The sequence below is a fragment of the Protofrankia symbiont of Coriaria myrtifolia genome (assembly GCF_900634755.1).
Classification (GTDB): domain Bacteria; phylum Actinomycetota; class Actinomycetes; order Frankiales; family Frankiaceae; genus Protofrankia; species Protofrankia coriariae.
Window position 1 is genome coordinate 1 of record NZ_CAAAFS010000179.1, and the last position, 12,338, is coordinate 12,338.

The 12,338-nt window shown below is 69.6% G+C and carries 11 protein-coding genes and 1 pseudogene; 2 read left to right on the plus strand and 10 right to left on the minus strand.

What is annotated here, in order from left to right; translation table 11 throughout:
- The 7 genes from CM1CMNOD_RS10085 to pafA all read right to left on the minus strand — a co-directional run.
- Nucleotides 1-1,349 (minus strand): sulfatase family protein (locus CM1CMNOD_RS10085; protein ID WP_131773964.1); only part of this gene is annotated, 1,349 nt, incomplete at its 3' end.
- A gap of 268 nt (nucleotides 1,350-1,617) precedes the next feature.
- Complete coding sequence (locus tag CM1CMNOD_RS10090) at nucleotides 1,618-3,045, minus strand: sulfatase family protein (protein ID WP_013873551.1); 1,428 nt, start codon at nucleotides 3,043-3,045, stop codon at nucleotides 1,618-1,620.
- A gap of 769 nt (nucleotides 3,046-3,814) precedes the next feature.
- Nucleotides 3,815-4,033, minus strand: coding sequence for a hypothetical protein (locus CM1CMNOD_RS10095; RefSeq protein WP_013873552.1), 219 nt, complete (start codon nucleotides 4,031-4,033; stop codon nucleotides 3,815-3,817).
- 9 nt (nucleotides 4,034-4,042) lie between these two features.
- Complete coding sequence (locus CM1CMNOD_RS10100) at nucleotides 4,043-5,047, minus strand: helix-turn-helix transcriptional regulator (protein ID WP_013873553.1); 1,005 nt, start codon at nucleotides 5,045-5,047, stop codon at nucleotides 4,043-4,045.
- Complete coding sequence (locus CM1CMNOD_RS10105; RefSeq protein WP_237703068.1) at nucleotides 5,044-6,321, minus strand: helix-turn-helix transcriptional regulator; 1,278 nt, start codon at nucleotides 6,319-6,321, stop codon at nucleotides 5,044-5,046. The genes CM1CMNOD_RS10100 and CM1CMNOD_RS10105 overlap by 4 nt, the downstream gene beginning before the upstream one ends.
- A gap of 253 nt (nucleotides 6,322-6,574) precedes the next feature.
- Complete coding sequence (locus tag CM1CMNOD_RS10110; RefSeq protein WP_013873555.1) at nucleotides 6,575-7,108, minus strand: FKBP-type peptidyl-prolyl cis-trans isomerase; 534 nt, start codon at nucleotides 7,106-7,108, stop codon at nucleotides 6,575-6,577.
- A gap of 13 nt (nucleotides 7,109-7,121) precedes the next feature.
- Nucleotides 7,122-8,480 (minus strand): Pup--protein ligase, encoded by a 1,359-nt coding sequence (gene pafA / locus CM1CMNOD_RS10115; protein WP_013873556.1) that lies wholly within the window; start codon nucleotides 8,478-8,480, stop codon nucleotides 7,122-7,124.
- 438 nt (nucleotides 8,481-8,918) lie between these two features.
- Between pafA and CM1CMNOD_RS10120 the strand changes: the two genes are divergently transcribed.
- Nucleotides 8,919-9,509 (plus strand): dienelactone hydrolase family protein, encoded by a 591-nt coding sequence (locus tag CM1CMNOD_RS10120; protein ID WP_431307082.1) that lies wholly within the window; start codon nucleotides 8,919-8,921, stop codon nucleotides 9,507-9,509.
- A gap of 91 nt (nucleotides 9,510-9,600) precedes the next feature.
- On the opposite strand, the gene prcA is transcribed toward CM1CMNOD_RS10120, so the two are convergent.
- From prcA to CM1CMNOD_RS10135, 3 genes are all read right to left on the minus strand, one after another.
- Entirely contained in the window at nucleotides 9,601-10,323 is a 723-nt protein-coding gene (prcA, locus tag CM1CMNOD_RS10125) for a proteasome subunit alpha (protein ID WP_013873557.1), read from the minus strand.
- Between the two features lies 1 nt (nucleotide 10,324).
- Nucleotides 10,325-11,104 carry a proteasome subunit beta gene (prcB, locus tag CM1CMNOD_RS10130; protein ID WP_193353099.1) on the minus strand — a complete coding sequence of 260 codons (780 nt, stop codon included), beginning with the start codon at nucleotides 11,102-11,104 and terminating at the stop codon, nucleotides 10,325-10,327.
- 497 nt (nucleotides 11,105-11,601) lie between these two features.
- Nucleotides 11,602-11,820, minus strand: coding sequence for a ubiquitin-like protein Pup (locus CM1CMNOD_RS10135; protein WP_013873560.1), 219 nt, complete (start codon nucleotides 11,818-11,820; stop codon nucleotides 11,602-11,604).
- Between the two features lie 185 nt (nucleotides 11,821-12,005).
- Between CM1CMNOD_RS10135 and CM1CMNOD_RS22400 the strand changes: the two are divergent.
- Nucleotides 12,006-12,338 (plus strand): annotated as a pseudogene (locus CM1CMNOD_RS22400) (hypothetical protein); the annotation flags it as partial.

Here is a 12,338-nt window from a genome sequence, read left to right on the forward strand (position 1 = left end):
TTCACCAGCTGGTATGGGTCGTTGACCAGGTCGTAGTACTCCCGGAACAGCACCTGCCCGGTGCCGACCTGCTGGCCATTCGCGTCGGTGTGCAGGTCGTAGTACTCGACGTACTGCCGGGTGGTGCTGACGTAGGAGGCCCAGGTGGGCACACCGCCGGTGCCGGTGCCCTGCTTCCACCATTCGGTCAGTATGTGGTCGCGGCTGTACGTGGAGAGCAGGGAGTGGCCGTTCTGAGGCGTGGTCGGGGTGATCCCGGCGGCGTCGAGGATGGTCGGCGCAAGGTCGATGTTGCCGACGATACGGTTGTCGACCGTTCCGGCGCCCAGTCCTCCGCCCGGCCAGGACAGGTAGAACGGCACCTCGTGGGCGGGCGTGTAAGGCGTCGACTTGCCGAGGCGGCCGTGGTCGGCCCAGAGGTAGCCGTTGTCCGGGATGTAGATGACCAGGGTGTTGTTCAACTGGCCGAGGGCGACCAGCTTGTCCCGGAACGCCTGCACCGCGTCGTCGACGGACAGCAGGGTCCGCAACTGCCGCTGACGCAGTGCCTGGCCGTCGGCGAGGGTGTTGGTCGCGTTCTGGATGTAGCCCGGTTTGTCGCTCCTGTCGGTCTCGAAGACCGACGGACGCCCGTTCCAGGTCGGCACAACCGTGTCGGCGTACTGGGCGGCGGGGGTGTTCGGCTCGTGCGGGGCGTACGGAGCTACGTAGGCGAACCACGGCCGCGTGTCGGTGGCGGCCTTGTCCAGGAAGCTCAGCGTCCTGTTCCTGATGACGTTGGTGGTGTACCCATTGATCGTCTGAACGGTGCCGTTGACGTTGAAGGTTCCGTCGGTGTAGCTCGGCTGCAGCAGTGCCCACTCTTCGAAGTGCGGCGGGTTGTCATTGATGTTCCAGGCGTTGAGGTACTTGCCGAACAGCCCGGTGCGGTAGCCCGCCTGCTTGAGATAGCGCTGGACGGTGGTGTTCTGGTTCAGGTTGTAGGGGTGCCCGTTGTCCCGCACGCCGTGGTTGTGCGCGTAGCGACCTGAGAAGATCGACGACCGTGAGGGCGCGCACAGCGGCGTGGTGGAGTGGGCGTTGGTGAACCGCACGCCCTGCCCGGTGACCCAGTTCAGGATCTTCTGTGTCGCCCACTGGGTTTCCTTGGGCTGGTCGTCACTGACGATGACCAGGATGTTCGGCCGGGTAGCCGCGGACGCGGGCTGGGCGAAAGCCGGGAGCACCGACAGGCCGGTCGCCGCGGCCGCCGTGGCGGTCGCCGCCAACGAGCCCGCGAGGAAGCCCCGGCGGCTGGCCCGTCCCTGTTCCTGCCCCTGTTCCTCGTTCACCTGGTTCTCCTCACTCACTCCAGCGTCCTCCTTCGATTTTTGTGGCCGATTTTTTGTGGCTGCCGGCTCGGTGGTTTTTCCGGGCTCCGGCGGCGCGGGAACGCAGATGCGGTCGCGCCGCCCTCGGCCCGGTGTTCGCCGCCCGTGCGGCGTCCATCGCACGGGCGGCGAACGAGAAAAGGAAAGAGAACGACGAGTGGCCGTACGGAACCAGCCCGACGCCGGACCGGGTTCCGGCACGACCGCGGACGCCGACGTTCGACAGTCGCTCGTATTGTGTTCGGGGTCAGCTCGTGCGGTCGGCGGCGAGCTGGGCGGCCAGGGCCGGGATGCCCAGTGCCTGCTCCTGTGCCGGGGTGGCGTTGTAGAGCTTGTTCACCAGCTGGTACGGGTCGTTGGCCAGGTCGTAGTACTCCCGGAATGCCACCGTTCCGGTGCCGACCTGCTGACCGTTGGAATCGGTGTGGAGATGATAATATTCGGTGTACTGCTTGGCCGTGCTGACATAGGACGACCAGGTGTGCGGGCTTCCCGCAGTGTGGCTGCCCTGCTCCCACCATTCGACCAGCAGATGGTCGCGGTTGTAGGTGGACAACAACGAATGGCCGTTCTGCGGCGTGTCGGGGGTGATCCCGGCGGCGTCGAGAATGGTCGGCGCGATGTCGATGTTGGCGACGATACGGTTGTCGGCCGTTCCGGCGCCCAGCCCGCCCGCGGGCCAGGACAGGTAGAACGGCACCTCGACGGACGGCAGGTAAGGCACCGACTTCTTGGTCCAGCCGTGGTCGGCCCAGGTGAATCCATTGTCGCCGATGTAGATGACGAGCGTGTTGTCGAGCTGTCCGGTGGCCACCAGCTTGTCGTGGACCGCCTGCACCGCGTCATCTACCGACAGCAGGGTACGCAACTGTGCCTCACGTATCGCCCGGCCGTCTGCCAGCGTCGCGTTCGCGCTCTGGATGTAGTCCGGTTTGTCGCTCTTGTCGGTCTCGAAGACCGACGGACGGCCGTCCCAGGTCGGTACGACCGTGTTGGCGTACTGGGGCTCTGGTGTGTTGGGTCCGTGCGGGGCCTTGGGAGCGATGTAGAGAAACCACGGCCGGGTGTCGGTCGTGCCCTTCTGGATGAAGCCCTTGGCGAAGTCCCTGATGACGTGGGTGCTGTAGCCCGAGATCGTCTGGATCGTGCCGTTGACGTTGTACTGGCCGTCGTTGTAGACAACCGGGTCCAGCAGGGCGAAGTCCTCGAAGTGCGGCGGGGCATCGGCGACGTTCCAGGCGTTGAGGTACTTGCCGAAGAACCCGTTGCGGTAGCCCGCCTGCTTCAGGTAACGCTGCACGGTGGTGTTCTGGGCCAGGTTGTACGGATGCCCGTTGTCCAGGACGCCGTGGTTGTGCGCGTAGCGACCCGAGAAGATCGACGACCTTGAGGGTGCGCACAACGGCGTGGTGACATGGCCGTTGTTGAACTCCACGCCCTGGGTCACAAGCCAGTTGCGGATCTTCTGGGTTGCCCAGTTGGTCTGCTTGGGCTGGTCGTCGGTGACGATGACCAGGATATTCGGGCGAGTGGCCGCGGACGCAGGCTGGACGAGGCCCGGCAGCGCCGACAAGCCGGTCGTCGCGACCGCCGTGGCGGCCGCCAACGAACCCGCGAGGAAACCACGGCGACTGGCCTGTCCCTGTTCCTCGTCCTCCTGGTTTTCCTTGCTCACTCCAGTGCCCTCCTTTATTTTCTGGGCCGTCGGCGACGCGGCTGTGAATGCAAGCTCGCGCCACCTTCGGTTGCCGGCTGCTCCTCGCCCCTGCGGTCGAGGACTCCGCCATGCGGCAGTCGCGCGCAAGCGCGGTCCCGACATGGCCGATGAACCTGTTTCACCATCCGGTCAGATGCGCACCCGACCGGACATGCGAATACTCCGGACCGCGCGGAAAGGCACCGGCAGGCGGCATCGCACGGTTACGGACGAAGAAAGAAAATCCGGATGACGACGTACCGGCACGGTGGGAACACCGGGGACATCCGGCGGAGAAGATGGACCGCCGAAAAATCAGCGCGCGACGGCGGGCGCGGCTTCGACTGTCAGGAGAGGGCGGGCGAACACAGCGCGCTCGCCTTCCGTCCATAGTCGACATGTAGGCAGGCTATGAGAATCTCGCCCCGCTTCACGTGAGCAACAATAGAAGAAGATCCGCAACGCGGTCAATGTACTTGCGGCAGAAACTGTCGACTACTTTGTGCCATCGGAACAAGATCTCCAAGAGGCGGGCCGTCCACCGGACGCGCCGCTCGGGCCGGGAAGGGAGAGTACGAAACGCTGATTCCCGCGGGGCGCCGAGAGCCAAAGGCGGCGCGATCATGTTCTTTACACACCCGTGGTTCCTGCCAGATCTCCGGGAAGGCCCGGAAGCCGATCCGGGAGGTCCGCAGGGGCCGCGGGCCTCGGGAACACACCGGGGCCCTGGGGGACCCCACGGGGCATGTCAGGCCGGGATCCGTCCGTTCAGCCGCTCGGCCACCTCGGCGGCGTCCAGCCGCGCGGCGAGCGTCGCGGTTTCCTCGGTGAGCGTGGACAGCCGGCCGCGCAGCTCGGCGGCCTCATGATTGACCTGCCGCACCTTCCCCCATACCCGCAACGCCAACGCAACGAGCAGGACGAACGTCAACAGGACGAGACCGAGATCGATGAGCAGCCAGCGCATGAGATCAACCTATAGGCCCAAGGGCCCACCCGTGGTGGCGTACCCGTCGCGGCCGTAGGCCGCCAACGCCCGCGCGGCGGTGGCGTGCATGCTCGCGACGACGTCCGCGGGCTCCACCACCCTGGCCTGGTCGCCGAGGCCGAGCATCAGCCGGCACAGCCAGCCTGTCTCCCATACCCGCAACTCCACCAGCAGGCGTCCGTCACCGAGCTCGCGACGGGAGACGACCGGGTAGTGGTCGGCGACCCAGCGCGCGGGCGGATACAGCTCGAGCACGACGAGCGTCTCCGCCGGGCCGGGCTCGAACAGGCCGTCGGTGTCCCGTGGGCGAGCCTCCGGCGGCGGGTCGGCGGGTGTGTCGAGCACGGTGACGCCGTCCGGGCCGTCGATCCGGTCGAGGCGGAACAGCCGGACCACCTGTGACCGGTGGCACCAGCCCTCCAGGTACCAGTGGCCGTCCCGGGTGAGCACCCGCATCGGGTCGACGTCACGTTCGGTCAGCTCATCGCGGGACCAGACCAGGTAGCGCAGGCGCAGCCGCCGGCCGCGGGCCACCGCGTCCTGGACGGCCCGCAGGACACCGTCCTGGGCGTCGAGCTCGACACGGACCCGGTCGGCGGGCAGGGTACCGACGGCGTCCGCCAGCTTGCCCAGGGCCCGGTCGAGCGCGTCGCGGGCGGACAGGCCGGGCACGTCGGCGAGCGTGCGGGCCGCGACGACCAGCGCCATCGCCTCGTCCGCGGACAGCCGCAACGGACGGTCGAGGGTCTGCGGGTCGAGGACGGAGATCTGGTCGGCGGAGTAGCTCAGATCGATCAGGTCACCGGGGGCGCCGCCGGGCAGGCCGCAGACGAACAGCAGGTCCAGGTCGTCCCGCAGCTGGCGGACGGTGATCCCGAAGGTGGCGGCGGCCTCGTCGAGGCACACCCCGGGATGGGCGCGCAGCCACGGCACCAGGGCCAGCAGCCGGCTGAGACGGTCGGTGGCCGCGGAGGAGGACGCCGGTGAGCTCACGGCACGTTCTCCGGCAGCGTCGCCGCCCCGCTGGACGCCCTGCCCGCTTCCCCGTCGGACGCCCCGGCCGACGGGGGCATCGGCGGAACCGCCGGATCCCTGGCCACCGTGTCAGCGACCGGCGGAACCACCGTGTCCCCGGTTGGCTCCCCCGGGGACACAGCCGTCGACTGCCTCTTCCGTCCCCCGGTCGGCTTTTTCACAGAGGTGGCCGGTGAGGAGGCCGGGGCCGCGGAGCAGGAGAACGCCCGGGAACCGGCCGGGTCCGCCGGTTTCGCCACCGGGCGCGGCCGATCGATGCCGTCGTGGGCCCGAGCGGCGTCGGTGAGGCGGCGTACCACCTCGGCGCGCAGCTGTGCCGGCTGCTCCACCAGCACGTCCGCGCCGTAGCCGGCGATCCACCTGGCCAGCTGCTCGGTGTCGGAGTAGTCGAGCTCCACCCAGTCCATCCCGGCCGCCGCGGCGGCCAGGCTGCCCTCGTCGCTCCCCGGCGCGAGATGCCGCGGGCCGTCGCCGGGGAGCGCCCGGGCGTACCGGCGCAGCGCGTGACCGGCCCCCGGGCGGACGCACAGGATGGCGGTGCGGGTGGGCTCGGGCGACGGCGCCGACGCGGACACCAGCGCCCGCAGGTCGACCCCGTCGGGGACGCGGACCGCGCCTGCCGGCCCGACCGCGCGCACGGCGCCGGTCACCCGCGACAGCCGGAAGACCCGGGGGGCCCGCCGGTCACGGTCGTGGCCGACGAGGTACCAGCGTCCCCGCCAGGAGACCACCCCCCACGGCTCGACGTGGCGTTCGCGCGCCTCGGTCTGTTCCACCTTGCGGTAGGGGAAGCGGACGGCCCGTCCAGCCTGCACGGCGGCCAGGCAGGGCGCGAACGCGGGCTCCGTGGTGGCGACCCGCGGCTCCAGGCCGTCCGGGCCGGGCAGGGTGCGGATACCGCCGGCCGCGAGCTTGCGCAGGGCGCTGGCGGACGCGTCCGCCAGCGCCCTGCTGGACCACAGCTGGGCGGCGAGCCCGAGAGCGGCGGCCTCGTCCGGGTCGAGGGAGATCTCCGGCAGCGCGTAGTCGCCGCGGCGGATGCGGTAGCCGACCTCGTCGCTCCAGTACGAGTCCGACCCGGTCTCCAGCGGGATGCCGATGTCGCGCAGGTACTGCTTGTCCCGCTCGAACATGCGGCGGAACGCCTCCTGCTCGTCAGCGGTGTCGCCGGGGGTGTAACCCTCCACGAGCTCGCCGATTTCGGAGACGGTGAGGAACCGCGATGTGGCCATCAGGCACATCGTCAGGTTCAGCAGCCGTTCCAGCCGACGACGGGACACCGTACGAGGCTAGAACACCTCTGTTGGATCTTCAGCGTCGCCCATGCGACAACCCGACCCGTAAAGCGTCGACCGCACGTTCGAGGAGATCGAACACACGATCGACGCTTGTCGCCCGGACTGGCCGGCGACCCGGCCCGACCCGGCCTCGCCCCGCCTGACCGGTCCGCGCGGACGCGGACGGACCGGTCAGGCGGGACGCCGGTCAGTGGTCGCTGGCCTGGACGCCGACGAGATCGACGACGAAGACCAGGGTGGATCCGCCCGGGATCGGCCCCTGGTCCGCCGCGCCGTAGCCGAGCTCGGGCGGGATCACGAGCGTGCGCCGGCCGCCGGTCTTCATCCCGGCGATGCCCTGCTGGAAGCCGGGGATGACGCCGTCCAGCGGGAAGATCGACGGCTGCCCGCGGTCCCAGCTCGCGTCGAACTCCTTGCCGTTGGCCCACAGGGTGCCGACGTACTGCACCGACACGGTGCTGGTCGGCGACGCCACCGCGCCGGTGCCGACCACGAGGTCGCGGGTCACCAGCGTCGCAGGCGGCGTGCCGGCACCGGCCGCGATCGTCGGCTTGGCCGACAGGTCGCCCGCGCCTGTCACTGTCGGTAGCTGCGAGTCGCCCGTCCCGTCGGGTGCGGTGGAGCTGCCGCAGGCGGCAAGTGTGACGGGCAGCGCGGCGAGCAGAACGGCGGAGAGTATAACAAAACGGACACCTCGGCCAAGGCGTGGAACGACGGTCACAGGTAGGTGGTCCTCACATGCTGGCGATGAGTTTGTCGACCCGGTCGTCGACGGACCGGAACGGATCCTTGCAGAGCACCGTACGCTGTGCCTGATCGTTCAGTTTCAGGTGTACCCAGTCGACGGTGAAGTCGCGCCGCTTCTCCTGGGCCCGCTTGATGAACTCACCACGCAACCGGGCCCGGGTGGTCTGCGGCGGGACGGACTTCGCCTCGAAGATGTCGAGGTCGCGGCTGACCCGTTCCACCAACCCACTACGTTCCATCCGGTAGTACAGGCCTCGGTCACGATGGATGTCGTGGTACTTCAGGTCGATCTCGGCCACCCGGGGTGAGGCCAGCGACAGGCCGTGCCGGTGCCGGAACCGGTCGATGAGCACGTACTTGGTCACCCAGTCGATCTCGCGGGCGACCAGTTCCAGGTCTTCGGTCTCGATCGCGAGCAGGGTGCGGCCCCACAGGTCCAGGACGCGTTTGGCGACCGCGTCCCCGCCGCGGCGTTCGACGAACTCCTGCGCCTTGGTGAAGTACTCGCGCTGGATCTCCAGCGCGCTCGCCTCCCGCCCGTTCGCCAGCTTGATCCTGCGCTGGCAGGTCATGTCGTGGCTGACCTCGCGGATCGCCCGGATGGGGTTCTCCAGCGACATGTCCCGCAGCACCACCCCGGCCTCGATCATGCGCAGGACCAGATCGGTCGAGCCGATCTTGAGCAGCATCGTGGTCTCGCTCATGTTCGAGTCGCCGACGATCACGTGCAGGCGCCGGAACCGCTCGGCGTCGGCGTGCGGCTCGTCCCGGGTGTTGATGATCGGACGGGACCGGGTGGTCGCCGACGACACCGACTCCCAGATGTGCTCGGCACGCTGCGAGATGCAGTACACCGCCCCCCGCGGGGTCTGCAGGACCTTGCCCGCCCCGCACAGGATCTGCCTGCTGACCAGGAACGGCACCAGGACGTCGGCGAGCCGGCTGAACTCGCCGTGCCGCCCCACCAGGTAGTTCTCGTGGCAGCCATAGCTGTTGCCGGCCGAGTCCGTGTTGTTCTTGAACAGGTGGATGTCGCCGGCGATACCCTCCTCGCGCAGCCGCCGTTCCGCCTCGACCAGCAGCCCCTCCAGGATGCGTTCGCCGGCCTTGTCGTGGGTGACGAGGTCGGGCACGGAGTCGCACTCGGGGGTGGCGTACTCCGGATGGCTGCCCACGTCGAGATAGAGCCGGGCACCGTTCTTCAGGAAGACGTTGCTGCTACGACCCCAGGAGACGACCCGACGGAAGAGATAGCGGGCCACCTCGTCCGGGGACAGCCTGCGCTGGCCGCGGAAGACACAGGTGACCCCGTACTCGTTCTCCAGGCCGAAGATGCGGCGATCCACACCGACGACCCTATGCCGTCCGCCCACCCTGGTGTGAGCGGACGCTCCAGCCGCCCTCGTCCGTGGCCGCCCGTGACCTCCTCAGCGCCCGTCATGGCACAGAGGGTATCAATCATGACGCACAGGGTGGTGGAGCGGGTCGGATGCCCGCTCGCGTCCGGTAGCGTCCACGCCGGAGCCGCAGGCTGCGATCCAGAGACGATCCAGAGACAACCCGGAGATGATCCGGGGCGCGATCCGAGAACTCCGAGGGCCGTCTCCGCCGGAGACGGGAGAGAGGACGACCAGCATGACGGTGACGCCCGAACCCTCCGCGGTCGTCACGACCGTGGGTGGCACCACCCCTGCCACAGTGGTCACGCCGCGCCCGGGCAGTCCGACCCACGGCGGGGTGATCGTGGTCCAGGACGCGCGGGGATCACGCCGTACCTGGTGTCGGTGTGCGTACGGCTGGCCGGTGCCGGCTGGCTCGCGGTCGCCCCGCACCTCTACCACCGGAACGGGATCGCCGAGGTCGACCCGGCCGGCAGCTGGCCGTCCGCGCCGCGGCAGATGGGCACCCTGACCGCCGCCGGCATCACCACGGACGTCGACGCCAGCCTCACCCACCTCGCCGGCGCAGGCTTCGCTCCCGGGCGGACCGCGGTGCTCGGCTTCTGCATGGGCGGGACCGTGGCGCTGGCCACCGCCACCCGCCATGCCGTGGGCGCGGCCGTGTCGTTCTACGGCGGTGGGGTGCGCACACCGTACTGGGACGGCATACCGCCGCTGGTGCGCCTCGCTCCGGCACTGCGCGCGCCATGGCTCGGTCTGTACGGCGAGCAGGACACGCTGATCAGCGTCGACGAGATCGACGCGCTGCGGACGGCCGCGGGCACGGCGACGGTGCCCACCGAGCTGATCAGCTACCCCGGCGCCGGCCATGCCTTCCACAGCGACGACCGCGCCGAGGTTCACCGGCCGGCGGCGGCCGAGGACGCCTGGAACCGAACGCTGGCCTGGCTGCGCGCCCACGCGACCGCAGCCTGAACCAGTTCTCCCAGGCCGGCGACGACGTGAGACGAGTCACACATCGCCGCCGCCACCGGCCCTCCGGCGGAGGAACGACCAGCCTGCAGGGTCAGGTCGGGGTGTCGGCGCCTTCGTCCAGCAGCGCGTCCAGCTGCGGGCCGGAGATGCGCTTGAACAGCCGACGGCTGCGGGTGCGGTCGAGCATCGCGACCTCGAGGTTGGCCGAGGACAGGACGCGGTCGCCGTTGGCGCCCGGGGGCGTGCCGGCCCGCAGCGCGTTCGCGGCGACCCGCAGCGCCGTGGCCAGCGGCTGCGCGTCCGCGTGATGCTCCTTCAGGGACGTGTTGACCTGCTCGGACTGCCCACCGATGGCCACGAACCCGCGTTCGTCCGCGATCGACCCGTCGTAGGTCAGCCGGTAGATCTGGTCGGAGACGGCATCCTCGCCGACCTCCGCGACGACGATCTCCACCTCGTACGGCTTGATGCTGTCGGTGAAGATCGTGCCGAGGGTCTGGGCGTAGAAGTTGGCCAGCGCCCGCCCGGTGACGTCCCGGCGGTCGTACATGTACCCGCGGACGTCCATCATGCGTACGCCCGCCGTCCGCAGGTTCTCGAACTCGTTGTACTTGCCGACCGCGGCGAAGGCCACCCGGTCATAGATCTCGCTGATCTTGTGCAGGGTGGACGAGGGGTTCTCCGCGACGAACAGGATGCCGTCGGCGTAGCTGCGCACGACCACGCTGCGGCCGCGCGCGATCCCCTTGCGGGCGTACTCGGACCTGTCTCGGACCTGCTGCTCCGGACTGGCATAGCCGAAGGGCATGGTCATGTCAGCCTCCCGGATTCGTCAGACGGCCGGCGACGACGGCCTCGACCACGGCGCCCACCTCGTCGTCGGTGAAGCGGCGGAAACCGTCCTCGGTCACCGAGGCGACCACCGGGTAGATGCGGCGAGTCAGGTCCGGGCCGCCGGTGGCGGAGTCGTCGTCGGCGGCGTCGTAGAGCGCCTCCACGGCGACCCGGACGGTCTCGTCCTGGGTGAGGTCGTCCCGGACCTTCTTCTTCAACGCGCCACGGGCGAAGACGGAGCCGGAGCCGATGGCCTGGAAGCCGTGTTCCTCGGCCCGGGAACCGGTGATGTCATAGGAGAAGATCCGCCCCTTGCCGGCGTCGAGGTCGTAGCCCGCGTACAGCGGAATGACCGCGAGCCCCTGCAGCGCCAGGCCGAGGTTATTTTTGATCATGAAGGACAGTCGGTTGGCCTTCGCGTGCAGGCTGAGAGTGGAACCCTCGATCTTCTCGTAGTGCTCGAGCTCGACCTGGAACAGGCGGACGAGGTCCGCGCCGATCCCGGCTGTGCCGGCATAGCCGACACAGGAGTACTCGTCGGCGTGGAAGACCTTCTCGACGTCCCGCTGTGCGATTACGTTCCCCATGGTCGCGCGGCGGTCACCGGCCATCATCACGCCGCCGGGGTACGTCACCGCCACGATCGTCGTGCCATGGGCCACCTCGGTGACGGCGGCCGGCAGACTGCCGCGTGCGCCTGGCAGCAGCTCGGGCGCGGCCATGGCCAGGAACTCGGTGAACGACGACGTTCCCGGTGTCATGAACACAGACGGTAGACGCCCGGTGACTCCCGCTGGATCAGCCACACATCCCCCTTCAGGTAGTCGGTGGGTCGGATAAGTGGTACCAGGTCGTCGGTGAGGCCGCCGAGACCCATGGTGCGGATGACGCACGCCATGACCCACGGTGCGCTGAGGCGCACAATGACCCGCGGTGCGACAACGTGCACAATGACCCACGGTGTGACGACGCACACGAAAACCCGTAGTGCGATGCCGCACACGATGTCACTGTCGTCCCGCGCCGCTGATGCCGGGGCGGCCCACCGGCGACGTTGCCGGGGCCGCGCACCGCCGCGACCGGGATGGGCCCTACGCGGCCCGGCAGCCGGCGGGCCGCGGTCGAGCACGCACCCGTCCCGCCCTGTCCGTCAGGCGGGCTGTGCCGTGCCCAACCCGATGGCCGGCGTCCCGGCCGGTCTCCCGGCCCCGGTCCCGGTGTTCCCGCTCGGCCGTTGCGGCCGGTCGGCGGGGGCTGCCTATTCGCCCCCCTTCTGGACGTAGCCCTTGACGAACTCCTCCGCGTTCTCCTCGAGCACGTCGTCGATTTCGTCGAGCAGGGAGTCGACGTCCTCGGACAGCTTCTCGTGCCTCTCCTTGACGTCGCTGGCGCTGGACTCCTCGACCTCGACGTCGTCACTCTGGTCCGTCCGTCGGCCCGCGCGCTGCTGACCGCCGCCGGTGTCCTTCGTGGCCATGAGACCCTCCTTCGATCGTCTGGAGCGACACTATCTCCGGGCCCGGACATCCTGAGGCGTTCCTCGCCGCCCGCCATCGACCTCACCACGCCGACGTGGTGGTCGCGAGCCCGGCCCGCCATGGGCCCACCCGCAGGCTCCGGCCGCCGGCAGCGCGAAAAACATGATCGCGCTGCCTTTGGCCGGTGGAGAACCACTTCATCACGATCCAGCGGATCCGTCGCGACGTCCGCCCATGGCGCAACGCACGGACGGCCCGCTCGGCCACCAGGTCCCACCTCGTCGTCAGCGGCGGTGTGGCGGGCCTGCGGGCCCGCTGCGCACCCGCTACGAGGACGAACGAGGCGGGCCCGTACCCCAGGGCGCACGCTGCACCCACGGGCCCAGGGGCGCCCGGCCCGGCCCGGCGGTCGGTTCCCTGCCTGCTCGCCCCGGCCGAGCAGGGCCCCACGCCTGCGGTAGAGCCGGCTGGCGTGGGGCCTGACGTCCGTGTGGTGGGGACGGTGGGGGCCCGGTGG

Bases quoted from the DNA above. Each gene is read 5' to 3' on its own strand.
- prcB (WP_193353099.1), bottom strand. From the start codon at position 11,104: ATGACACCGGGAACGTCGTCGTTCACCGAGTTCCTGGCCATGGCCGCG.
- prcA (WP_013873557.1), bottom strand. From the start codon at position 10,323: ATGACCATGCCCTTCGGCTATGCCAGTCCGGAGCAGCAGGTCCGAGAC.
- CM1CMNOD_RS10135 (WP_013873560.1), bottom strand. From the start codon at position 11,820: ATGGCCACGAAGGACACCGGCGGCGGTCAGCAGCGCGCGGGCCGACGG.
- CM1CMNOD_RS10105 (WP_237703068.1), bottom strand. From the start codon at position 6,321: ATGGCCACATCGCGGTTCCTCACCGTCTCCGAAATCGGCGAGCTCGTG.
- CM1CMNOD_RS10095 (WP_013873552.1), bottom strand. From the start codon at position 4,033: ATGCGCTGGCTGCTCATCGATCTCGGTCTCGTCCTGTTGACGTTCGTC.